Source organism: Stenotrophomonas sp. SMYL41, from assembly GCF_036319965.1.
Taxonomy (GTDB): Bacteria; Pseudomonadota; Gammaproteobacteria; order Xanthomonadales; family Xanthomonadaceae; genus Stenotrophomonas; species Stenotrophomonas maltophilia_R.
Genome location: NZ_JAWIRX010000013.1, coordinates 12550 through 35488, shown reverse-complemented (window position 1 = coordinate 35488; position 22939 = coordinate 12550). Strand labels below are relative to the sequence as shown.

Genomic DNA, 22939 nt, shown 5'->3' with positions numbered 1-22939 from the left:
AGTCGTATGTGCACATACGACTTAATCCCCTCCGTCCCCTTTTTCAGTCGACCAGCCAACCGGCCAGGTCGGAGCGATCCAGCTTGCCGCGATGCCTGCGGTCCAATGAATTGAATTCATCGGCCAGCGCCGGGTTGGCCTGCGCTTCTTCGCGGCTGATGAAACCATCGCCATTCACGTCCAGCGCGGCGAAGTGGATGCGGTACTGGCCGACCACGCTGCTCGGTTCCAGCGAACGCACGGTCACCTGTGCCTCGCCAGCCGGCTGTGCAATCTCGACGCTGCCGGTGACCTTGCCGGCGCCCAGTGGCTGCTGGCGGATGGCGCCGCCGGTCGGGCCCAGCGGCTGGACCTGCGCCGGCATGGACGGCAGCTGCTGTGCAAGGGCCGTTGCAGTTGCCAACAGGGCGATCAGTATCGGAATCGAGCGGTATCGCATGGTCCCATTCCTCGGTAGCGCCGGGCCACGCCCGGCGGGCACGACGGCCTCAGCGCAGCGGCGACGCCAGCACGGTGATCTCTTCACGATCGTGATAGAGCTGCTTGGCGCGGACCACCAGCGGCTTGCCGGCCTGGTCCTGGAACAGGTCCAGGCACAGCCGGGTCTCGTCCCAGCGCTTCTTCATCGGCAGCTTCAGATTGAAGATCGCATGCCTGCACCAGCCCTCGCGGAACCAGGTGGCCATGCGCTCGGCCACGCGGCGCGGCTGCTCGACCATGTCGCAGACCATCCAGTCCAGCGGCTGTTCCGGGTGCCAGTGGAAGCCATCGGCGCGCAGGTGCTCGACCAGGCCGGTGTCCAGCACGTGCTGGCGCAGCGGGCCGTTGTCGATGCTCAGTACGTGCATGTGCTGGCGGGTCAGCACCCAGGTCCAGCCGCCGGGTGCGGCGCCGAGGTCGGCCGCGCGCATGCCGGGCTTGGCCAATGCTTCGCGTTCTTCCGGGGTCAGCAGGGTCAGCAATGCTTCGTCCAGCTTCAGTGCCGAACGCGAAGGCGCTTCGGGCAGCAGCTTCAGGCGCGGGATGCCCAGTGCCCACGGCGCGCTGTCGGCCGGATCGGCCACGCAGACGAAGGCGTGGGTGCCGTCGACGAACACCACGTGCAGGCGCGGCAGGCGGTTGTTCGGCTTGTCGCTGAGCTTGCCGGCCTTGCGCAGCGCCGGGCGCAGCGCATTGCCGAAGGCACGCGCCAGCCCGGACAGCGGCTTGCCGGCGTCAGAATCGGGGTGTTCCACCCACAGGTCACCGAAGCGCGGCGCATCGGCCAGCACCTCCAGCATCGGGGTGATGCGGTCGGCCGGGTCCAGCTGCGGCAGCTCGGCCAGTACCACCAGCTTCTGTCGCGCGAAGATCAGCTCGCGCCAGCGCAGCCGTGGCGCCAGGGCAGCGGATTCGTCGCACATGAAAAGCACATAGCCGTCGTTGCGCTGGGTACGCGCGTAGCCGGCGAAACCGGCTTCACCGGCGCGGAACTGCAGCTCGCCGGCCAGCTCGGGCTCGAAGCCCTGCCGGCACAGGCACAGCAGGCCGATGCCGGTTTCAGTAACGGGCGCCATCGCTTTCCCCATAGGCACGCAGCACGCTGCGTGCGGCATCGCGGTTCAGGCCCTGCACCACTTCGATGCCGCGCTTGTTGAGCTCGCCGACCCAGTCGGCCGGCAGCGGGCCTTCGTCGAACGGCGTCAGTTCCTCGACGTCGGCCGCGTTGGCACCGATCAGCAGGCGGTCGATGCCGGCCCACACGGTCGCGCCGTAGCACTGGCAGCACGGCTGCGAACTGGTGGCCAGGGTGACCGGCGACAGTACCGCGTTCAGGCGCGGGGTCTGCAGGCGCTGCTGGGCCAGCATGTAGGCCATGTTCTCGGCGTGCGCCAGCGAGGTTGCGTGCGGCATCACCCGGTTCACGCCGGCGGCGATGACCTTGTCATCCGGCCCGAACACCACCGCGCCGAACGGGCCGCCACTGGCGTGCTCGACATTCAACCGCGACAGCTCGATCGCCAGTGCGACCTTGGCCTCGTCGCCCGGATATCGACGATCCAGGTCGATCTGGTCGTGGATCCAGGCGGGAAGGGTCAGGTGGACTTGCGCGTACAGCATCGCGGGGTGCCTCGTAGGGAATGGAAGAAGGTGCGGTTGCTTGGGGAAACCGGCGCGCAGTGTAGCTGCACCGGCCTGTATCGGGTGTGGCGATGGGTCAGCCTGGCGAGCCGGTGCGGATCACCACGTACTGCTTGCGGAATTCCAGCCCGGCCTGCGGCCAGCTGGCGGCATAGGCGCGCAGCAGGGGCAGGGCGGCGGCGAAGTCGTGGCCATTGACCCGGCAATCGGCTTCGCACAGGCCTTCGGCATCGCGCGAGGCGAACAGGCGGATCGCCAGGAACGAGCGGGCCTTCATCAGCTCGTCGAAGGCATCCATGCTGCGGGTGAACAGGCAGCAGGGACAGGAGCCATGGTCGTCTTCGCTGCAGGTGGATGCATCCACCTCCTGCGCGCGGTAGTGCGCCAACGGCCCCAGCACCACGGTGCGCTGGTGCTCCTCGCCGTCATCGCCGGCCGGGTAGGCCAGGCCCATCATCGGCAGGCCCTGCGCGTCCTCGGCGCCGATCGCGGTCTGCAGGGTCGCCAGGTCCACCCGCATCCAGGTCTGGAAGCCGGACAGCAGCGAGGCCTGTTCGTCGGCACCGTTGGCGTGCTGGTACTCGAACAGGCCATCGGCGAACAACACCGGATGCTGGGCCTCGATGACGGTGGAAGTCTGCCAGCCGCCGTTGCCGCGCGCATGCGCGGCCATCGCATGCGGGGTCAGGCGCAGGCCGCTGTCCAGCAGCAGCGCGCCACCGTCGGCGCGGCTGGCGATGCCGGCGTCCTGCAGGACCTGCTGCAGCAGCGGGAGAAGGGCGGTGGTGGTCGTGGTCATGTCAGGCCTGTGGATGGATGAGGCGGAACATCCAGGCAGGGCCTGGAACTAGCGCTCGAGCGCGTCGAGTTCGGCGCGATATCGCTGCGCGTCGGATTGCTGCTGCGGGTCGCTGCCATGATCGCGCAGCCAGGTTTCCAGCTCGCGGCGATAGTCCGCGCGGAAATCCGCGTTGCCCGGGCTGAAATGCAGCTTGCGTGCCGCCACCTCCACGCGCTCGCGCGCGCTGGCACGGGCCTGGGCGATGCCGTGCGGGGATTCGTTGGTGAGGATGACGAAGTTGCGCGGGAAGCCCGGCGTGTACTTCACCACGAACGGCTGGTCGGGCGCGGGAATGCGGATCGCGTTCTCCAGCGGCCACAACGAGGCGGTGTTGGTGTGGAACACCACCTCCACATCGCGGCCCTCGGCGGTGCGCAGCACCGCTTCGTAGCGCCAGATGTACTGCTCGTTCATCGTCGAACTGGTGCGCTCGGACTTCACGATCACCGCTTCACCGCGCTCGCCCACCACGTTCAGGAAGGCGGCGTTGACGAAGTGGCCGAGGAAGATGTTGAGCATCGCCAGCGGGAAAACCACGATGGCGTAGCCCGGAAAGCGCCGCCACCACGAGACCAGCCCGGCCAGCACCATCGCCGAAAAGAACGTCAGCAGCGGGTGCTGCGTCAGGAACCAGAGCAGGGCGGAAAGGGCGGTGATCATCGTCGCGGTCGTGCGGGCGCCGTCCTGGCGCCCGCGCAGGTCCTCAGGCCGACCAGGTGTCGCGCAGGGTCACGCTGCGGTTGAACACCGGCTTGGCCTCGGTGTGGTCGCGGCGATCGGCAACGAAGTAGCCGGTGCGTTCGAACTGGAACGACTGCTCCGGGGCGGCGCTGGCCGCGGCTGGCTCGACATAGCCGGTGACGGTGCGGCGCGACTCCGGGTTGAGGTAATCGCGGTAGGTCTTGCCTTCCGATTCGTCGTCCGGGTTCGGCACCGAGAACAGGCGGTCGTACAGGCGGATCTCGGCCGGCACGCCGTGCACGGCGCTGACCCAGTGGATGGTGCCCTTGACCTTGCGGTTGGCGCCTTCCATGCCCGGACGCGATTCCGGATCCAGCCAGCCGCGCAGCTCAGTGATGGTGCCGTCGGCATCCTTGATCACTTCATCGCAGCGGATGATGCCGGCGCCGCGCAGGCGTACTTCGCCACCCGGCACCAGGCGCTTCCAGCCCTTCGGCGGCACTTCGGCGAAGTCCTCGCGGTCGATCCACACTTCGCGTGCGAACGGCACTTCGCGGCTGCCGAAGCGCTCGTCCTTCGGGTGGTTGCTGAAGGTCAGCTGCTCTTCGTGGCCTTCCGGCAGGTTGGTCAGCACCAGCTTTACCGGGTCGACCACGGCCATGCGGCGTGGCGCGGCGCTGTCCAGGTCTTCGCGCAGCGCGCCTTCCAGCACGCTGAAGTCGATCAGCGAATTCTGCTTGCTGATGCCCACGCGCTCGGCGAACAGGCGCATCGCGGCCGGGGTGTAGCCACGGCGGCGCAGGCCCTGCAGGGTCGGCATGCGCGGGTCTTCCCAGCCGTCCACCAGCTGTTCGGTGACCAGCGCCATCAGCTTGCGCTTGCTCATCACCGTGTAGTTGATGTTCAAGCGGGAGAATTCGATCTGGCGTGGCTTGGCCGCTTCGCGCGGCAGGCCGGCGTCGACCAGCGGCTGGGTCAGCGCGTCGTCGTGGGCGAAATCGACGTTGTCCACGCACCAGTCGTACAGCGGGCGGTGGTCTTCGAATTCCAGCGTGCACAGCGAGTGGGTGATGCCCTCGATCGAATCGCCCAGCGCATGGGCGAAGTCGTACATCGGATAGATCGGCCACGCATTGCCGGTGTTCTGGTGCTCGACGTGCTTGATGCGGTACAGGGCCGGATCGCGCAGGTTGATGTTGCCGCTGGCCATGTCGATCTTCGCGCGCAGGGTGCGCGCGCCATCCGGGAATTCACCGGCGCGCATGCGGCGGAACAGGTCGAGGTTCTCCTCGACGCTGCGGTCGCGCCACGGCGACGGGCGGCCCGGCTCGGTCAGGGTGCCGCGGTAGGCGCGCACTTCTTCGGCCGACAGGTCGCAGACATAGGCCTTGCCCTGTTCGATCAGCTTCTCGGCGGCCAGGTAATAGGTCTGGAAATAGTCCGAGGCGTGGCGCAGCTCGTTCCACTCGAAGCCCAGCCAGCGCACGTCGTCCTGGATCGCGGCGACGTATTCCGGATCTTCCTTGGCCGGGTTGGTGTCATCGAAGCGCAGGTTGCACACGCCGCTGAACTCGCCGGCGATGCCGAAGTTCAGGCAGATCGACTTGGCGTGGCCGATGTGCAGGTAGCCGTTCGGCTCCGGCGGGAAGCGGGTCTTGATCGCCTGGTGCTTTCCGCTGGCCAGGTCCTCGCGCACGATCTGGCGGATGAAATCGCGCTTTTCGTGGCTGTCGGCGGGGGTCTCGGGGCTGGCGGGGGTGTGCTCGGACATGAGTCGGCGAAGAGAAAGGCAGAAAGACCAACAGTCTAGCGCGTACGGGGCGGGGCTGCCCGGTGGGGTATGGGAGTGCCGGCCAGCGGCCGGCATTACCGCGTGCAGGCCGCTGGCCGGCGGAACGGTCATGCGCCGTCACCACCACCATTCAGCCCCCGGGCGTATGCTGGAATCCTGTCCCACGGAGCCGCCGCATGCACATCGTGTACAAGGCCGACAACCTGTTCGACGCCCATCTGGTCAAGCACGCGCTGGAGGATGCCGGCATCCCGGCGTTCGTGTTCGGCGAGTCGTTGCTGGGTGGCATGGGCGAGCTGCCGCTGTTTGGTGTACTGCGGGTGGGAATCCCGGATGCCGCACGCCCGCAGGCCGAGGACATCGTGGCGGCACTGGACTTGGGGCACGCACCGGATGCCCCCATTTCGGATGCAGACGACATAGCCGGTCTTCCGGCGTAGGAGCGCATCATGTTGGGAATTGGCCAGGGCATCCTCGGTATCGGCGCCTTCAAGCAGCGCCTGCCGCGCCCGGAAGAGGCGCTGCCGGGGCGTGACCAACCGCTACCGCTGCACAGCAACCAGCACTTCGTGAACAGCCATCCGCTGAAGGACCGTTTCGCCGGCCTGCAGCAGATCCGCTTTGCGCTGGGCTGTTTCTGGGGCGCCGAGCGCAAGTTCTGGACCGAACCGGGCGTGTACAGCACCTCGGTCGGCTATGCCGGTGGCATCACCCCGAACCCGACCTATGAAGAGGTCTGCTCGGGCCTGACCGGCCACACCGAAGTGGTGCAGGTCGTGTTCGATCCGGCGGTGGTGAGCCTGGAACGGCTGCTGCAGCTGTTCTGGGAAAGCCACGACCCGACCCAGGGCATGCGCCAGGGCAACGACACCGGCACCCAGTACCGCTCGGCGATCCACGCTACCGACGAGGCCCAGTACAAGGCCGCGCTGGCCAGCCGCGAGGCCTACCAGTCCCAGCTGGACGCCGCTGGCTATGGCCCGATCACCACCGAGATCGTGTATCCGGCGCCGGCGTACTACTACGCCGAGGACTATCACCAGCAGTATCTGGCGAAGAACCCGAACGGCTACTGCGGCATAGGCGGCACCGGCGTGAGCTGCCCGATCGGGTTGGATGTGGAGGCGCCGCGCTGACGCGCGGTGGTCCGCCTGCGACGGGCAGAAGCTGAAAGCAACTGCCAAAGCCAAAGCCAAAGCCAAAGCCAAAGCGGCTCTGGGTTGCTGCGGGTACGGTCCTGCCCACCCACACCGCCCCACCTCCGACAGTTTCCCGGTGACGGTGGGCAAGAGCATGGGTTACTGACGAACTGAAGGAAAACAAAAAGGACGCGGCCTTCGCCGCGTCCTTTTTGTTTGGTCCTGCAGTGCTCCGTAGAGTTGAGCTTGCTCGGCTGCGAGCAAGCGAAGCGCGCGACCCGCTTTTGCTCTTCTTTCTTTCATCCGTGGCGGGCGGCCACCGGAAACTGTCAGAGGGCGGGGGGGGGGGGGTGGGGGGGGGGGGGGGGGGGGGGGGGGGGGGGCGGGCCCCCCCCCCCCCCCCGGCGGGGGGGGCGCCCCCCCCCCCCCCCCCCCCCCCCCCCGACCCAGCGCGGCTGTTGCTTCATGCATTTCGCGACCAAGCCCCCGCCACGAGGGGCTCAGCCGTTGGCCGAAATCCTCACAGTTCCGAACGAATGCGCTCGCGCAGCGCCTGCAGATCCTTGGCAAACGCATCGATACCGGTCGCCAGCTTCTCGGTCGCCATCGGATCGGCCGCGAGGTCGGCTGCGAACTTCGCCGCATCGATCGGGGTCACCGCCGCGCCATCGGCCGCACCGGCCACCAGCTTGCGCGGCAGCTCACCGTGGTCGGCGTCCAGCTTCTCCAGCAGGTCCGGCGAAATCGTCAGGCGGTCGCAGCCGGCCAGTGCTTCGATCTGCGCGGTCGAACGGAACGAGGCGCCCATCACCACCGTCGGCGAGCCACGCCGCTTGAATTCGGCATATACGCCACGCACGAACTTCACGCCCGGGTCTTCGTCGATGCTGGCCGGGGCCTGGCCGTTGGCCACGTACCAGTCCAGGATGCGGCCGACGAACGGCGAGATCAGGAACGCGCCGGCTTCGCTGCAGGCCAGCGCCTGGGTCGGGTTGAAGATCAGGGTCAGGTTGCAGTCGATGCCTTCGGCCTGCAGGATGCGCGCGGCTTCCACGCCTTCCCAGGTCGCGGCGATCTTGATCAGGATCTTCTCGCGCGGCACGCCCGCATCGGCGTACATCTGGATGAACTGGCGGGCCTTGGCCACGGTGGCGGCGGTGTCGTGGGCCTGGTCGGCATCCACTTCGGTGGACACGCGGCCCGGCACCAGCGTGCTCAGCAGCGCGCCGACGCCGATGGTCAGGCGGTCGGCCACGGCGTTCACCACGGCTTCGCGGTCGCCCGCCTGCTGGCGGCCCCAGGCCAGTTCGCGTTCGATCAGCTCGGCGTAGACCGGCAGGTCCAGCGCCTTCTTCACCAGGGTCGGGTTGGTGGTGCAGTCCACCGGCTGCAGGCGCTTGATGGCATCGTAGTCACCGGTATCGGCAACCACCACGGACAGTTCGCGCAGCTGGGACAGTTTGGACGGGGTACTCATTACGGCTCCTGGTGCAGGGGGATCGAATCGCGCGCGGTGCGCAGCGGTAATCAGGGGCGGTCGTTGTGGACCGCGGTCACGCGCAGGCGCAACTTGCGGCCGCCGGGCGCATTCCAGTCGATGCTCTGGCCGATCGACAGGCCGAGCAGGGCACTGCCGACCGGGGCCAGCACGGAAACCTTGCCTTCATCGACGTTGGCTTCGCGGGGGAAGACCAGGGTCAGGACATGCTTCTCGCCCGACACTTCATCTTCGCACTCCACGCGCGAATGCATCATGACGATGCCTTCGGGAATCTGGTCCGGTGCCAGCACGGTGGCACGGTTGAGTTCTTCAGCAAGCGCGAGCGCGGCAGGCGTCTGGCTCAGCGCAGGGGATTCGAGCATGGCGTCCAGGCGGTCCATGTCGAAGGTAGAAACGGTGATCGACGGCGGCAGGCCGCTGGCGGTGTTCATGGTGAAGCTCCTTGGTTGAAAGCCATGCAAAAGGCGGCACCTGCTGGCGCCGCCTGTCTGTATTGTGGGGACAAATGCGGCCGGAATCGACTCCTGCCGATTCCGGGCCGGTGCTGCGGGGGCTCAGCCGTTCAGCGCGGGGCCGGGCAGCGGCGCCGCATCGCTGGCGGCATTGAGCGCTTCCAGGGTAAACAGCGCCTGCGGCAGGCGCTTGAACTGGTCGGCCAGCTCCATCAGGAAGTCGTTCATGGCCGAGCTGCGGCGCCAGACCATGGCGATGCGGCGGCTGGGACGGCCTTCGCCGGTGAAATCGAGCAGGCGGATGTTGTTCGAGCGCGGGACCGGCGGCTGCACCGACAGGCTCGGCAGCAGGGTGATGCCGACGTCGGCAGCGACCATCTGCCGCAGCGTCTCCAGGCTGGTGGCGCGGAACTCGGACTTCTCGTTGGCGCCGAACAGGCGGCAGACTTCCAGTGCCTGGTCGCGCAGGCAATGCCCGTCTTCCAGCAGCAGCAGCTTCTGCGTGGCCAGTTCCTGTACGTCCAGGTGTTCGCGACGGGCCAGCGGGTGGCGCCCGGACACGGCCAGCAGGAACGGCTCTTCGAACAGGAATTCGGCATGCAGCTGGTCATCGATCACCGGCAGCGCCAGCAGCGCAGCGTCGAGCTTGCCTTCGCGCAGGCGGTCCAGCAGCACGTCGCTCTTTTCCTCGACCAGCAGCAGTTCCAGCTCCGGGAAACGCTCGCGGATGCGCGGGATCACATGTGGCAGCAGGTACGGACCCAGGGTCGGGAAGATCCCCAGGCGCACCGTACCGGCCTCCGGATCGCGGCTGCGTCGCGCCGCTTCCTTCAGCTGTTCCACTTCGGACACGATCACCCGTGCCCGTGCCGCCGCTTCCTGGCCGGCCGGGGTCAGCATCACCTTGCGCGGTGCGCGTTCCACCAGCGGCAGGCCCAGCTCTTCTTCCAGCTTGCGGATCTGCGTCGACAGCGTGGGCTGGCTGACGAAGCAGGAGGCGGCAGCCCGACCGAAATGCTTGTGGTCGGCCAGGGCTACCAGGTACTTCAGATCACGTAGGTTCATCCTTACACCCCAGGGGTAACGGACCGGCTGACGGCATGGTTACCCGACAGGCAGACAATGCTCCCGGTGATCTGGGAACGGTGGATCAGGCCGCTTCAGCAACGGCACCGCTGCTGTTGCTCACCGACGAGCGGATCAGGTGGTCGAACGCGCTCAGTGCGGCGGTCGAACCGGCGCCCATGGCGATGATGATCTGCTTGTAGGGTACCGTCGTGCAATCGCCAGCGGCGAACACGCCCGGCAGATTGGTCTGGCCGCGATCGTCGATGACGACTTCGCCACGCGGCGACAGCGCCACCACATCCTTCAGCCACTCGGTGTTGGGCAGCAGTCCGATCTGCACGAAGATGCCTTCAAGCTCGACGCGGTGGGCGTCGCCACCGACGCGGTCCTTGTAGACCAGGCCGGTGACGCGGCTGCCGTCGCCCAGCACCTCGGTGGTCTGTGCGCTGGTCAGCACGGTGACGTTGGCCAGGCTGCGCAGCTTCTTCTGCAGCACTTCATCGGCGCGCAGGCTGGAATCGAACTCCAGCAGGGTTACATGCGACACGATGCCGGCGAGGTCGATGGCCGCTTCCACGCCGGAGTTGCCGCCACCGATCACCGCCACGCGCTTGCCCTTGAACAGCGGACCATCGCAATGCGGGCAGTAGGCCACGCCCTTGTTGCGGTACTGGTCTTCGCCCGGCACGTTCATCTGCCGCCAGCGCGCGCCGGTGGACAGGATCACCGAGCGCGACTTCAGCACCGCGCCGTTCTCCAGCTGCACCTGCACCAGGCCATCTTCACCGGCCGGCACCAGCGCGCTGGCGCGCTGCAGGTTCATGATGTCCACCTCGTACTCGCGCACGTGCTGTTCCAGCGCCGTGGCCAGCTTCGGGCCTTCGGTCTCCTTTACCGAAATGAAGTTCTCGATCGCCATGGTGTCGAGCACCTGGCCACCGAAGCGCTCGGCGGCGATGCCGGTGCGGATGCCCTTGCGTGCGGCGTAGATCGCTGCCGCCGCGCCGGCCGGGCCACCGCCCACCACCAGCACGTCGAAGGCGTCCTTGGCGGCGATCTTCTCGGCGTCGCGCTTGCTGGCATTGGTGTCCAGCTTGGCTACGATCTGCTCGAGGGTCATGCGGCCCTGGTCGAACACTTCACCGTTGAGGTACACGGTCGGCACCGACATGATCTCGCGCTTCTCGACTTCGTCCTGGAACAGGGCGCCGTCGATGGCCACATGCTGGATGCGCGGGTTGAGCACCGCGGCCAGGTTCAGGGCCTGCACCACGTCCGGGCAGTTCTGGCAGGACAGCGAGAAGTAGGTTTCGAACTTGTATTCGCCTTCCAGGTTCTGCACCTGCTCGATCAGCTCGGCGGTGGCCTTGGACGGGTGGCCGCCGACCTGCAGCAGCGCGAGCACCAGCGAGGTGAACTCGTGGCCCATCGGCAGGCCGGCGAAGGTGAGGTGGATGTCCTGGCCCGGCGTGCCCAGGTCGAAGGACGGCACGCGGCCCTGGCCGTCGCGCAGGACCTGCAGCGAGATCTTGTCCGACAGGCTTTCCAGGGTCTGCAGCAGTTCCAGCATTTCCTGCGACTTGGCGCCGTCGTCGGCGTGCGCGGTGATCTGGATCGGGCGGGTCACGCGCTCCAGATAGGTCTTCAGCTGCGACTGCAGGTTGGCGTCCAACATCGGGTCTTCTCCTGGCTTCAGGCAAACAGGGGGCGTGGCACCGCTGTAGAAGGTAGCGGACCAGCAGGGGGTAGGGGTGAACCCAAGACAGCGACCGTGGAAGGGGCTGGCTGGCCAAGGCGGGCGAGCGTTGGCTGTCTTGGGTTCACCCCCACGCCGGCGGGGGGACCGGCACGGGGATGAAAGGCGCGCCGTGGCGTGGGGCCACGGCAGGCCGGTACTGCTTTAGATCTTGCCGACCAGGTCCAGCGACGGGGTCAGGGTCTTCTCGCCTTCCTTCCACTTGGCCGGGCAGACCTGGTTCGGGTTGGCGGCGGTGAACTGGGCAGCCTTGAGCTTGCGCAGGGTCTCGGCGACGTCACGGGCGATCTCGTTGGAGTGGATCTCCAGGGTCTTGATCACGCCTTCCGGGTTGATGATGAAGGTGCCGCGCAGGGCCAGGCCTTCTTCTTCAATGTGCACGCCAAAGGCGCGGGTCAGCTGGTGGGTCGGGTCGCCGACCAGCGGGAACTGGGCCTTGCCGACGGCCGGCGAGGTTTCGTGCCACACCTTGTGCGAGAAGTGGGTGTCGGTGGTGACGATGTAGACCTCGGCGCCGGCCTTCTTGAACTCGGCGTAGTGGTCAGCGGCGTCTTCGATCTCGGTCGGGCAATTGAAGGTGAAGGCGGCCGGCATGAAGATCAGGACGGACCACTGGCCCTTCAGGCTGTTGTCGGAAACCTTGATGAACTCGCCATTGTGGTAAGCGTTGGCTTCGAACGGCTGGATCTGGGTGTTGATGAGGGACATCATTTTTCCTCTGGTGAAGGGGAGTGGGTGAATCGACAGGAGCTAGGTTACCGATTCACTCGCGATAAGAACAATCCATTGATTGCATCTATTTGATAGGCGCAGGCTATCAAAGGCCGATGAGCAGGCACTGAACCTTGGCGCCCCCATCCTGCAACTGCCTGTGTGACAAGGAAAATCTTCCGGGACGGTTGAATGGGGCCGATAGCCCCTCCTTATCCCCTCAGGCGGAACCTGAACGGTTTCCGGCTTTTGTAGAGTCGAGCCACGCTCCGGTGCTCCAGAAGCAGCCGGGCGCGGGCTCGGCTCTACAATTGCGGAATGTCTCTGCAACCCGAATCCTCCCTGCGCCAGGTCGTGGCCGAGGCCAGTGCCCGCCTCGGCGGCGTCGATGCCCGCCACGAGGCCGAACTGCTGCTGCTGCACGTGCTGGACCGCCCTCGCAGCTGGCTGTTCGCGCATGCCACCGATCCGCTCGCCACCGCCGACCAGGTCGCCTTCGAAGCCCTGTTGGCCCGCCGCGTGGCTGGCGAGCCGGTGGCCTACCTGACCGGCCGCCGCGGTTTCTGGACGCTGGACCTGGAGGTCGACCCGGCCACGCTGATCCCGCGCCCGGAAACCGAACTGCTGGTGGAGCTCGCGCTGGATCGCCTGCCACAGGGCCGCGCACTGCAGCTGGCCGACCTGGGCACCGGCAGTGGCGCGATCGCGCTGGCCCTGGCCAGCGAACGGCCGCAAGCGCAGGTGCTGGCCACCGATGCCAGCTCCGGTGCGCTGGCCGTGGCCGCGCGCAATGCCGCCCGCCATGAACTGGGCAACGTCCGCTTCGCCGAGGGCGGGCACGACTGGTATGCGCCGCTGCAGGGCGCGCGGTTCGACCTGATCGCCAGCAACCCGCCGTACATCGCCAGCGACGACCCGCATCTCGCACAGGGCGACCTGCGCTTCGAACCGGCCACCGCGCTGGCCTCCGGCGTGGATGGCCTGGATGACATCCGCCGCATCGTCGACGGTGGCCAGGCCCATCTGCTGCCCGGCGGTTGGCTGCTGATCGAGCACGGTTGGGACCAGGGCGCGGCGATCCGCGCGCTGTTCGAGGCGGCTGGATTCGCCGAGGTGCAGACCGTGCAGGACCTTGAGCAGCGCGAACGGATCACCCTGGGCCGGCGTCCGGCCTAGAATGGAGGTTCTCCTGCCCCGGCAGGGCATCACCCTGGAGCTGCAAGCATGCGTACGCTGTACCCCGCCATCACCCCCTACGACGTCGGCACCCTGAAGGTCGACGATCGCCACACGCTGTACTTCGAACAGTGCGGCAACCCGGACGGCAAGCCGGTGGTGATGTTGCACGGTGGCCCGGGCGGCGGCTGCAGCGACAAGATGCGCCAGTTCCACGACCCGTCGAAGTACCGCATCATCCTGTTCGACCAGCGCGGTGCCGGCCGTTCCACGCCGCATGCCGACCTGGTGGACAACACCACCTGGGACCTCGTCGCCGATATCGAAAAGCTGCGCGAGCACCTGAAGGTGGATCGCTGGCAGGTGTTCGGCGGCAGCTGGGGTTCGACCCTGGCGCTGGCCTATGCCGAAACCCACCCGCAGCGCGTGACCGAACTGGTCCTGCGCGGCATCTTCATGCTGCGCCGCTGGGAGCTGGAATGGTTCTACCAGGAGGGTGCCAACCGCCTGTTCCCGGATGCGTGGGAGCACTATCTGAAGCCGATTCCGGCGGTGGAACGTCATGACCTGATCTCGGCCTTCCACCGCCGCCTGACCAGCGACGACGAAGCCACCCGCCTGGAAGCGGCCAAGGCGTGGGCGGTGTGGGAAGGCGCGACCAGCTTCCTGCACGTGGACGATGACTTCATCAACAGCCACGAAGACCCGCACTTCGCCCTGGCCTTTGCCCGCATCGAGAACCACTACTTCGTCAACGGCGGCTTCTTCGAAGTGGAAGACCAGCTGCTGCGCGACGCGCACCGCATCGCCGACATCCCGGGCGTGATCGTGCACGGCCGCTACGACGTGGTCTGCCCGCTGGCCAACGCCTGGGACCTGACCAAGGTGTGGCCGAAGGCGAAGCTGGAGATCACCCCGGCCTCGGGCCATTCGGCGTTTGAAGCCGAGAACGTGGACGCGTTGGTGCGCGCCACCGATAGCTTCGCCTGATCGGTAGTGCCGGCCGCTGGCCGGCATCGCCCGGCGCTACCAATCCCCGGCCAGCAACGCGTCGGCCAGCACCTGCAGCTTCGGCGAATGCTGGCGCGAGGGCGGGTAGATCAGCGACAGCGCGCGGCTGCGGCCTTCAAACCGCTGCAGCACGCGTTGCAGGCGGCCGTCCGCCAGCGCGTCGGCCACCGCGAAATCCATCACCTGCACGATGCCGATGCCGGCGATCGCCGCTTCCACCAGCGGATCGCCGCTGTCGAACACCATCCGCGTCGGTGGGGTGAACTCACGCAGTTGGCCCTCCTGCACGAACTGCCAATCCACCAGCCGGCCACTGCGCAGGTTGCGCACCGCCAGGCAGGCATGGTCCTGCAGCGCGGTGACATCGTTGGGCGCGCCACAGCGGGCCAGATAGGCGGGGCTGGCCACCGTCACCCAGCGCAGCGGACGCAGCGGGCGTGCGACGATGCGCTGGTCGGCGATGACGCCGGTGCGCAGCGCGGCATCGAAACCTTCCTCGACCAGATCGACCAGGCGGTCGCTGAGCACCGCTTCCACCTGCAGCTGCGGGTGCTGTCGCAGCAACGGCGCCAGCAGCGGCACCAGCACCTTGCGCCCGAACATCGATGGCGCGCTGATCTTCAATGTGCCCGAGGGCGTGCACGGGCGGTCCGCCAATTGCCGCTCGGCATCGTCGAGGCCGGCCAGCAGCGGTGCCACCTGTTCCACGAACTGACGGCCATCCGGCGTGAGCGCCACGTTGCGGGTGTTTCGCTGCAGCAGCTTGACCCCCAGCGACACTTCCAGCCGCCCGATCGCGCGCGACAGGCCGGACTGGCTCAGGCCCAGCTGGCCGGCAGCCACGGTGAAACTGCGGGCTTCGGCCACCTGCACCAGCATGCGCACCGCATTGAGGTCCATCGAGGCTCCATTCATGCGGAAAATCATGACAGATATCGTGGGCATGGGGTTTATTGATTGGTCTGCATCAATGAGACTGCGTTCCCCCACTGCGCCGGACCGCCAATGCCTCCCCTCAAATACCCGCGCTGGGCGCTGACCCTGCTGGCCACCGCCCAGCTGATCATCGCCCTGGACGCCACCATCATCTTCGTCGCCCTGCATGACATGGGGCGCGCGCTGCAGATCAACGCGCAGCAGCTGCAATGGGTGGTCAGTGCCTACACCGTGGCCTTCGGCGGCAGCCTGCTGCTGGGCGGGCGCGCCGCCGACCTGATCGGCCGCCGCCGCTTCTACCGGCTGGGCATGCTGCTGTTCGCGCTGGCCTCGCTGCTCGGCGCGCTGGCGCCGGATGCCACCTTGCTGATCATCGCGCGCGCGGCACAGGGCATCGGCGCGGCGCTGCTGTTCCCGGCCACGCTGGCACTGATCAACACGCTGTACGCGGAAGGCCCGGTGCGCAACCGCGCCCTGGCGATCTGGAGCATGGCCAGCGCGGTTGGCCTGGCGCTGGGCACCCTGCTCGGTGGTGTGCTGACCCAGGCGTTCGGCTGGCCGGCGGTGCTGGCGGTGATCGTGCCGCTGGCCACGGCGTGTGCGGTCGCAGCCGGTGCATGGCTACCGGCCGACGGCCCGCGTGCGCATGGCCGTTCGTTCGACCTGGCCGGCTGCATCACCGTCACCCTCGGCGGCAGCCTGCTGGTGACCACGCTGGTGCAGGGCCCGGAATGGGGTTGGACCGCGCCGGCCACGCTCGGCTGCCTGCTGCTGTCGGTGCTGTTGCTGGTGGCGTTCGTGCAGATCGAGCAGCGCAGCCGCGATCCGCTGATGCAGTTCGCGCTGCTGCGCCTGCCGGGCCTGCGTGCCGCGCTGGGCCTGACCTTCGCCTTCATGAGCAGCTACGGCGTGCAGTACTACTTCATGGCGTTGTACTTCCAGGATGGCTATGGCTGGAGCCCGCTGCAGGCCGGCCTGGCCTTCCTGCCCGCCACCGCGGTCTGCACGGTGGGCATCCAACTGGCCGAATGGACGCTGCAGCGCTGGAGCGCGCGAAAGGTGCTGGTGGTCGGGCAGCTGGCCGGTGCCATCGGTATCGCCTGGGTGGCCGCGACGCTGCCGCACGGCGCGAACTTCTGGCCGCTGCTGCCCGGCGTGGTGGTACTGAGCATCGGCCAGGGCATGACCTGGACCTCGATGTGGATCGTGGCCGGGCAGGGGGTTCCCGCTGCCCAGCAGGGCGTGGCCTCGGGCATGGCGGCCACTGCACAGCAGATCGGCGGCGCGTTGGGCCTGGCGGTGCTGGTGATGGTGGCCAATGCCGATGAGGGTGCCGCCGGTTCGTCGAGTGCACTGGCCGGGCTGGTGCGCGCCGAGTATGGCGCGGCGTTGTTCGCGCTGTTCGGCGTGGTGATCGCGCTGGGCCTGCGCCCGGCACCGGTAGACTCGGCAGTGACCGCTTGCCTGGGCAACGACGCATGATCGAACTGCTGGACCTGCAACAGACCCTGTGCGCCTTTGCGGCCCGCAACGATGACGATGCGGTGTACGCCTCCTTCGGTTGGGTGCATGCCACCGGGGGCGATCTGCTGCAGGCGCGCTTCTGGCTGCCGGCCGATGAAGGCGAGGCGTTCGACGACGACGGTGATGTTCCCGCCGAGGCGCGCGCGCTGGGCCTGTCCACCTTTCTTGAACCGGCGACCTTCGCCGACGTGCTCGACGTGCAGAAGCGGCAGCGGCCGCTGTCCACGCTGGCCGACCATGCACGGGCGCTGGCGTACTACGCCGAGTTCGACGCGTTCCGGCAGGTTGAAGGCATCGACGAGGCGCTGGGCGAAGCGGACGCCGGGGAACAGGCAGCGGCGCGCGAGGCCGGCATTGGTGCGGGCATCTTCGCGTCGTTCGATCTGGTGCTGGTCGCGTGCCCGGAGGCACAGGTCAAGGCAGTGGCCCGGCGCGTGGCGCACCTGCTGGAGATTCGGGTGGGCGAGGCGCTGCCGCGCTGTCGTGCGTTGCCGCTGCTGCTGGGCCAGGCACTGGACCGCAAGCGTGCGCAGGCGATCAAGGATGACTTCGCCGCTGTTGGCGCAACGCTGCAGGTGCGCGGCTTCAAGCCGTTCCCGTGGATGGACGCGCCTGCACTGCGTTGAACAACACCATCCACGCCATGCGTGGATGGGATCATGCCAAGGCCAGCAACCCCGGCTGCAATGCGTTGAAGATCCGCGCCAGCCGTTCCGCCCATGCCTGTTGCCCGGTGGCATCGGTGATCAGGTCCTGGCGGATTTCCAGTTCCACATGCACCAGGCCGCGCCCTTCGCCATGCACCGGCACCGCATAGTCGCTGGTACTGCTGACCGAATACGGTTCGTTGTCACCCACCACCAGGTCGCCTTCGTCGCGCAGTGCCTGCAGCAGTGCGTGCGCAAAGCGCGTGTCCTGGTGGTACAGCACGCCGGCGTGCCACGGCCGCTGCATGCCGTTCATGGCAGGGGTGAAGCTGTGCATCATCACCAGCAACGTGGGGCGGCCGGCATCGCGGCGTGCATCAAGTTCGGCGTCGATGCGTGCGTGGTAGGGCGCGTGGATCGCATCGATGCGCTGCTGCCGCTGCGCCACCGACAGCCTGGCATTGCCCGGCACCATGGTGTGGTCGCTCACTTCCGGAATCAGCGTAGGTGAGGCCAGCGGGCGGTTGCAGTCGATCAGCAGCCGCGAGTAGGTCTGTTCGATCGCCCAGGCATCCAGCCGTTCGGCCAATGCGCGGGTGGTGCCGGCAATGCCGATGTCCCATCCGATGTGGCGATCCAGCTCAGGCTGCGCAAGGCCCAGCCTGTCCAGCGCATGCGGCACCTGCTGCCCGGCGTGATCGGCCAGCAGCAGGTACGGCGAGGCGCCCTGTGCGTGGTGGATCGTGTAGATCGGCGGGTCGTCGGCGCCCAGCAACGCCGGCAAGGCGTGGAGGTCGGCGTCAGCCACGCGGGCGCCCGTCAAGGTGGTGCTCGATCATCCACAGGCCGGCCCACAGCTTGGCATCCAGCTCGTAGCCTTCACCCATCTTCTGCACCAGCCAGGCCGCAGCCTCGTCGCGCGGAATCTCGTGCACGGTGATGTCTTCGCTGTCATCGCCGCCGCCTTCGCCGACCCGGCGCAGTCCGGTGGCACGCACGAAGGCGATCTTCTCGCTGCTGGCGCCGGAAGACGTCGGGCCGATCATCAGCACCTCGGCGTGATCGGCGGTCCAGCCGGTTTCTTCTTCCAGCTCGCGCACGGCCGAGACTTCGATCGATTCGCCTGCATCGATGTCACCGACCAGGCCGGCCGGCATCTCGATGGTGGGGGCCTGCAGCGGTACGCGGAACTGCTCGACGAACAGCACCTTGTCCTCCGGGGTGACGGCGATGATGATCGCGGCCAGGCCACCGGCATGGGTACGTTCGCTGTATTCCCAGGTGCCGCGCACCAGCATGCGCTGGTACTTGCCTTCATAGACGACGCGCGGGGCTTCGGTGTTGCGCTGGTTCATGCGGGTTCGCCAGAATGGGAAAAAGATGGAGTGGGAACGGGGTCGGCCACGCCGGCGGCATCGAACAGCCGGCGGCGGGTCATCGGGCCGAAGCGCAGGGTCTGGCACAGGCCACCGAGCAGCTCCGGATCGGCCGACTGGCGCAGCAGCCCAGGCTGGCTGCCTTCCAGCGGCGCATCCAGCGCGATGGTGGTCAGCTGGCGCCAGAGCTGCGCGTGCTCGCGCTGTTCGCGCAGGCGCACCGCCATCTGTGCGGCGCCGCGCAGGCGCAGGAACGGCACTTCGTCCAGGCGTTCGTACAGTGCATCCATGCTGCCGAAGTGGGCCAGCAGCACGGCGGCGGACTTGCTGCCGACACCACTGACACCAGGAATGTTGTCCACCGCATCGCCGCACAGCGCCAGGTAGTCGGCAATCTGGTGCGCGTGCACGCCGTGCCGTGCCTTGACGCCGGCCACGTCCCAGCGCTGGTTGCGGGCGTAGTCCCACTGCTCGTCGTGGTCGAGCAGCAACTGCGACAGGTCCTTGTCGGCGGAGATGATCACCCCGCGATGGCTGCCGCGGTGCACGTGCAGGGCGCTGCCGATCAGGTCGTCGGCCTCGTATTCGTGGTGGGCCAGCACGGCAAGGCCCAACGCCGCGCACAGGGCCTTGCAGTGCACGAACTGGCGCTTGAGCGCCTCCGGCGCCGGATCGCGGTTGGCCTTGTAGGCCGGATACAGCCGGTGGCGGAAGCCGCTGTCCAGCGCTTCGTCGAAGGCGATGGCGATATGCCGCGGTCGCTCACGCTCCAGCAGGTCCAGCAGGAAGCGGGCGAAGCCGTGCACTGCATTGGTCGGCCAGCCCTGGGCGTCCTGGAACTGGTCCGGCAGCGAGTGCCAGGCGCGGAACACGTAGATGCTGGCGTCGACCAGGTACAGCGACGGCGGCGGAGCCGGCAGGGTCATGCCGGCGGCGTCCAGTCCCGCAGCAGGGCTGCGGGGTCGGGGCGCTCGCGCTCGGGCACGTCGGCCTTGGGCGTACCGATGTGGATGAAGCCGGCAATGCGTTCGCCGTCGACCAGGCCCAGATGGGCCTGCACGACCGGATCGAAGGCCATCCAGGCAGTCAGCCACTGCGCGCCGAAGCCCAGCGCCTGCGCGGCCTGCAGCAGGGCGAAGCAGACGCAGCCGGCGGTCATCAGCTGTTCCTGTTCGGGCACCTTCGGGTCCGGGCGCGGGCTGGCGACCACCACGATCACCAGCGGGGCGTGGCTGAAACGCTGGCGGTCCTTCTCGAATACGGCCTCGCCGGCATGCGGGTCGCGCTGGCGGCTGCGTTCGGCCACGAAGTCGCCCAGAGTGTGACGTGCATCGCCGGCGATTTTCAGGAAGCGGAACGGCACGCGCTTGCCGTGGTCGGGCACGCGCACCGCCGAGGCCAGCATCCGCTGCAGGGTGGCCAGGTCCGGTCCGGGCTCGCCCAGTTGCCGCGAGGGCACCGAGCGGCGGGCATCCAGGGCGAGCAGGGCAGCGGGGTCGGGCATGGAGTCTGAACCGGTCATCACGGGTGGTTGATTATAGTCGGGGTGGTCAATGACGCCGTTTGTGTCGCGTCCGGCCCCTGAATACCAAACTGTGATGAACATCATGCCACTGGCGGGAAACGGGCAGCCGCTTCCCCTCGCCTCGTGGGCCTTGCACGGCTTACGATATCCGTCTTGCCGGGCCGCCGGTCATGAGGTTTGAAGTGAGGACTGTTTCACTGTCCGTGACGGGCTGGCCGGCCTACCATCGACGTTCCGGTACATGGGGTGTGCCGGTCGTCGCGATGTCCATGCTGTCTGTCGTGCCAGAGAAGGTGGGGAGCCTTCCCGAATGATGAGCGTGCCCACACCGATGGGATCGCCGGGCCGTGACCCGGCCCAGCTCCAGCTTGCCCGGGACATGGTCCTGCCCGCGCTGTGCCAGGCGTTCGGGGCCGCGCTGGCGCGTTTCGACGATGCCCTGTTCGACCGCGCCGGCAATGCCGGCTCGTCGCAGTTGCTGTTTCTGGACGCGATGCGCGAGCTGCGCCGCCGCCGTGAGGATATCGCTTCCGCCTTCGCCGGCCACCTGCAGCAGGCCTGGGTCGCATTGGCGGCCGGTGAGCCGCTGTCGGCCGAGGCGACCCTGTCCGGGCCGGCCGAGGATGGCCTGAGCCTGCTGGCCGAGCACGTACTGGAATCGCGGTTGGCAGTGCGCAATTTCGCCACCGTGCTGCTGCGCGACTTCAAGCCGGTGCTGGCGCGGCTGGACCGCCGCCTGGGGCGGTTGATCGGCGGCGCGGAGCTGGACGCCGACCACAATCCGATCAGCCCCGAACACCTGGGCGTGGCCATTCACGAGGCCTTTGCCGGCTGCGAACTGGCGCCGGAAGTGCATCTGGTACTGATCAAGCTGTGCGAGCGCGACCTGCGCGCACCGGTCGGCCGCATCTACGAGAAACTGGACGAGCAGCTGGCCGCGGCCGGGGTGATGTCGCAGATGGGCGCGCCGCAGCGCCCACTGTCGGCGGCGCCCGATCCGCGCATGGCCGGGGTGCTTGACGATCTGGTCGAGCAACGCCAGGGCACCGGCTTCGATGCCGGATTCAGCGATGACGAACAGGCCGCACCGGCCTGGGCGCAGCGTTTTGCCGCGCGCTGGTCCGAGCGCCGCGGCCACATGCAGCAACACCTGGGCGGCGAAGAAGGTGGTGCTGGCGAGGCCTACGCAGGCCAGCAGGGCATGCTGCTGGAAGCGCTGCATGAACTGCTGCAGCAGACCCGTCACGTGCGTGAAGACGCGACGTCGGCCGCACAGGTGGCGATCGGCCAGCAGCGTCCGCTCAGCCAGCGCGAAATGATGTCGGTGCTGTCGCTGCTGCAGGCCACGCCCAGTGCGACGCTGCGTGCAGCCATCGGCGAGGACGGTGAATCGCTGGCACAACGGCTGAAAAGCGAAGTGCTGTCCAGCGCCACCCAGCTGGGCGTGGACCCTGGCCAGACCCGCCTGGACCCGCAGGACGAGGATGCGATCGACCTGGTCGGCATGCTGTTCGACGTGATGCTGGATGAGCGTGAACTGGAAGGCCGCTCACGCGAACTCATCGGCCGCCTGGTGGTGCCTTTCGTCAAGGTGGCCATGCTCGACCGCCGCATGTTCGTGCAGAAGACCCATCCGGCGCGCAAGCTGCTCAACTCGCTGGCCGAGGCCTGCGAGGGCAACACCGGCGAGAGCCAGGCCGAGCGCATGCTGATGGCCAAGGTCGAGGAGATCATCGAGCGCCTGGTGGCAGAGTTCAACGAGAACCTGGCGATCTTCCTGACCCTGGAAGAAGAATTCCGCGAGTTCCTGGTGCAGCACCGCCGCCGCGTGGAAATCGCCGAGCGCCGGGCCGCGGAAACGCAGCGCGGGCAGGAAAAGCTGGAAATGGCCCGCAGCCGGGCCAGTGCGGAACTGGACCGCCGCATCGGCGACGCCACCCTGCCGCCGGCCATAGCCGAGTTCCTGCGCCAGCCGTGGCAGCACCACCTGACCCTGGCGTTGCTGCGCGAGGGCGAAGAAGGCGCGTCGGTGGCCGAGGCATTGAGCCTTGGCGACGGCCTGCTGGAAGAGGTGGCCGAGGCCCGCCGCCAGATCGTCGGCAAGCCGTGGCTGCAGGCCTGGCAGCCGGTGCTGGCCAAGGTATTTGCCAGCGTCGGCGTGCATGGCGATGCGGCCACCGGTGCGATCGACGCCTTGCATGACACGCTGCAGGGCATCGCCGAGTCGCGGCCGGAACTGCAGCGCGCGCTGCCCGAGCTGCCGCAGGTCGCGCTGCCGGCACCGCCGGTGGCCGAGTCGCCGGCGGTGGAACTGGGTGGCCAGATTGACGCTGATGACTTCGACAACGCCGATGCCGACCGCTTCCGCCGCATGGAAATCGGCAACTGGCTGGACTTCGTCGACAAGGACGGCAAGGTCCAGGCGGGCAAGCTGTCCTGGGTCAGCCCGATTTCCTCGCGCCTGCTGTTCGTCAACCGTCGCGGCGTGCGCTTCTGCGTGGCCTCGCCGGAAGAGCTGGCGGTGATGGTGCGGCTGGGCCGCCTGCGTGCCCACGTTGACGATGGCGCCTTCGACAGCGCCATGCAGGGCGTGATCGACCGCCTCGACCCGGGCAGCGCCACCCTGCACTGAGCGCTGGCCGCCTGCTAGGATCGGGAAAACTCACCGATCAGCGGGGACCT

General features: G+C 67.8%; 23 protein-coding genes. 7 read left to right on the top strand and 16 right to left on the bottom strand.

Annotated elements, in window-relative coordinates; all coding sequences use genetic code 11:
- Positions 1 to 43: 43 nt before the first annotated feature.
- The 6 genes from V3B30_RS15175 to V3B30_RS15150 all read right to left on the bottom strand — a co-directional run bounded on the left by V3B30_RS15175 (position 44) and on the right by V3B30_RS15150 (position 5414).
- A complete protein-coding gene (locus tag V3B30_RS15175; RefSeq protein WP_262083294.1) occupies positions 44 to 439 on the bottom strand; it encodes an EF-hand domain-containing protein in 396 nt (131 codons plus the stop codon).
- A gap of 49 nt (positions 440 to 488) precedes the next feature.
- On the bottom strand, positions 489 to 1556 hold the full coding sequence (rlmM, locus tag V3B30_RS15170) for a 23S rRNA (cytidine(2498)-2'-O)-methyltransferase RlmM (protein ID WP_262083293.1): 1068 nt from the start codon (positions 1554 to 1556) through the stop codon (positions 489 to 491).
- Positions 1540 to 2100, bottom strand: coding sequence for a nucleoside deaminase (locus V3B30_RS15165; protein WP_100471345.1), 561 nt, complete (start codon positions 2098 to 2100; stop codon positions 1540 to 1542). Before V3B30_RS15165 ends, rlmM begins: the two co-directional genes overlap by 17 nt.
- A 97-nt stretch (positions 2101 to 2197) precedes the next feature.
- On the bottom strand, positions 2198 to 2920 hold the full coding sequence (locus V3B30_RS15160) for a DUF6348 family protein (RefSeq protein ID WP_262083292.1): 723 nt from the start codon (positions 2918 to 2920) through the stop codon (positions 2198 to 2200).
- 48 nt (positions 2921 to 2968) lie between these two features.
- On the bottom strand, positions 2969 to 3622 hold the full coding sequence (locus tag V3B30_RS15155; RefSeq protein WP_100471347.1) for a hypothetical protein: 654 nt from the start codon (positions 3620 to 3622) through the stop codon (positions 2969 to 2971).
- Between the two features lie 43 nt (positions 3623 to 3665).
- Entirely contained in the window at positions 3666 to 5414 is a 1749-nt protein-coding gene (locus V3B30_RS15150) for a glutamine--tRNA ligase/YqeY domain fusion protein (RefSeq protein ID WP_100471348.1), read from the bottom strand.
- A gap of 197 nt (positions 5415 to 5611) precedes the next feature.
- On the opposite strand from V3B30_RS15150, the gene V3B30_RS15145 reads away from it, so the two are divergent.
- Together V3B30_RS15145 and msrA are read left to right on the top strand one after the other, a co-directional pair.
- Positions 5612 to 5875, top strand: coding sequence for a DUF2007 domain-containing protein (locus V3B30_RS15145; RefSeq protein ID WP_010481810.1), 264 nt, complete (start codon positions 5612 to 5614; stop codon positions 5873 to 5875).
- A 30-nt stretch (positions 5876 to 5905) separates the two neighbouring features.
- A complete protein-coding gene (gene msrA / locus V3B30_RS15140) occupies positions 5906 to 6571 on the top strand; it encodes a peptide-methionine (S)-S-oxide reductase MsrA (protein WP_202908141.1) in 666 nt (221 codons plus the stop codon).
- A gap of 523 nt (positions 6572 to 7094) precedes the next feature.
- Here the strand turns inward: msrA and V3B30_RS15135 are convergent.
- The 5 genes from V3B30_RS15135 to ahpC form a co-directional block, all read right to left on the bottom strand.
- Positions 7095 to 8051 carry a transaldolase gene (locus V3B30_RS15135; RefSeq protein WP_262083291.1) on the bottom strand — a complete coding sequence of 319 codons (957 nt, stop codon included), beginning with the start codon at positions 8049 to 8051 and terminating at the stop codon, positions 7095 to 7097.
- A gap of 50 nt (positions 8052 to 8101) precedes the next feature.
- Positions 8102 to 8506: a nucleoside diphosphate kinase regulator gene (gene rnk / locus V3B30_RS15130; RefSeq protein ID WP_065722817.1), complete on the bottom strand. Its 405-nt coding sequence runs from the start codon at positions 8504 to 8506 to the stop codon at positions 8102 to 8104.
- 123 nt (positions 8507 to 8629) lie between these two features.
- Entirely contained in the window at positions 8630 to 9592 is a 963-nt protein-coding gene (locus V3B30_RS15125; RefSeq protein WP_100471352.1) for a LysR substrate-binding domain-containing protein, read from the bottom strand.
- An 85-nt stretch (positions 9593 to 9677) separates the two neighbouring features.
- The gene (gene ahpF, locus V3B30_RS15120) at positions 9678 to 11270 is read right to left on the bottom strand and encodes an alkyl hydroperoxide reductase subunit F (protein ID WP_100471353.1); all 1593 of its coding nucleotides are present in this window, start codon (positions 11268 to 11270) and stop codon (positions 9678 to 9680) included.
- A 225-nt stretch (positions 11271 to 11495) separates the two neighbouring features.
- Entirely contained in the window at positions 11496 to 12059 is a 564-nt protein-coding gene (gene ahpC, locus V3B30_RS15115) for an alkyl hydroperoxide reductase subunit C (RefSeq protein ID WP_014036055.1), read from the bottom strand.
- 321 nt (positions 12060 to 12380) lie between these two features.
- Here ahpC and prmC point away from each other — a divergent pair, with 321 nt between their 5' ends.
- Together prmC and pip are read left to right on the top strand one after the other, a co-directional pair.
- Entirely contained in the window at positions 12381 to 13238 is an 858-nt protein-coding gene (gene prmC, locus V3B30_RS15110) for a peptide chain release factor N(5)-glutamine methyltransferase (protein WP_262083290.1), read from the top strand.
- A gap of 48 nt (positions 13239 to 13286) precedes the next feature.
- Positions 13287 to 14228, top strand: a complete 942-nt coding sequence (pip, locus tag V3B30_RS15105; RefSeq protein WP_100471355.1) for a prolyl aminopeptidase — start codon at positions 13287 to 13289, stop codon at positions 14226 to 14228.
- 36 nt (positions 14229 to 14264) lie between these two features.
- Here the strand turns inward: pip and V3B30_RS15100 are convergent, their stop codons facing one another.
- Complete coding sequence (locus tag V3B30_RS15100) at positions 14265 to 15149, bottom strand: LysR family transcriptional regulator (RefSeq protein WP_262083346.1); 885 nt, start codon at positions 15147 to 15149, stop codon at positions 14265 to 14267.
- Between the two features lie 105 nt (positions 15150 to 15254).
- Between V3B30_RS15100 and V3B30_RS15095 the strand changes: the two genes are divergently transcribed.
- Both V3B30_RS15095 and V3B30_RS15090 read left to right on the top strand, forming a co-directional pair.
- Complete coding sequence (locus V3B30_RS15095; protein WP_262083289.1) at positions 15255 to 16667, top strand: MFS transporter; 1413 nt, start codon at positions 15255 to 15257, stop codon at positions 16665 to 16667.
- Positions 16664 to 17335 (top strand): hypothetical protein, encoded by a 672-nt coding sequence (locus V3B30_RS15090; RefSeq protein ID WP_262083288.1) that lies wholly within the window; start codon positions 16664 to 16666, stop codon positions 17333 to 17335. Before V3B30_RS15095 ends, V3B30_RS15090 begins: the two co-directional genes overlap by 4 nt.
- Before the next feature lie 31 nt (positions 17336 to 17366).
- Here V3B30_RS15090 and V3B30_RS15085 read toward each other — a convergent pair whose 3' ends face one another.
- The 4 genes from V3B30_RS15085 to V3B30_RS15070 are packed head-to-tail and all read right to left on the bottom strand — an operon-like array spanning position 17367 to position 20236.
- Entirely contained in the window at positions 17367 to 18164 is a 798-nt protein-coding gene (locus V3B30_RS15085) for an N-formylglutamate amidohydrolase (protein WP_100475157.1), read from the bottom strand.
- A complete protein-coding gene (locus V3B30_RS15080) occupies positions 18157 to 18711 on the bottom strand; it encodes an NUDIX hydrolase (protein WP_100471359.1) in 555 nt (184 codons plus the stop codon). Before V3B30_RS15080 ends, V3B30_RS15085 begins: the two co-directional genes overlap by 8 nt.
- Positions 18708 to 19658, bottom strand: coding sequence for a 5'-3' exonuclease H3TH domain-containing protein (locus V3B30_RS15075; protein WP_100471360.1), 951 nt, complete (start codon positions 19656 to 19658; stop codon positions 18708 to 18710). Before V3B30_RS15075 ends, V3B30_RS15080 begins: the two co-directional genes overlap by 4 nt.
- A complete protein-coding gene (locus V3B30_RS15070; RefSeq protein ID WP_262083287.1) occupies positions 19655 to 20236 on the bottom strand; it encodes a nitroreductase in 582 nt (193 codons plus the stop codon). The genes V3B30_RS15075 and V3B30_RS15070 overlap by 4 nt, the downstream gene beginning before the upstream one ends.
- Before the next feature lie 331 nt (positions 20237 to 20567).
- Here V3B30_RS15070 and V3B30_RS15065 point away from each other — a divergent pair, with 331 nt between their 5' ends.
- Entirely contained in the window at positions 20568 to 22889 is a 2322-nt protein-coding gene (locus tag V3B30_RS15065) for a DUF1631 domain-containing protein (RefSeq protein WP_262083286.1), read from the top strand.
- Positions 22890 to 22939 lie beyond the last annotated feature (50 nt).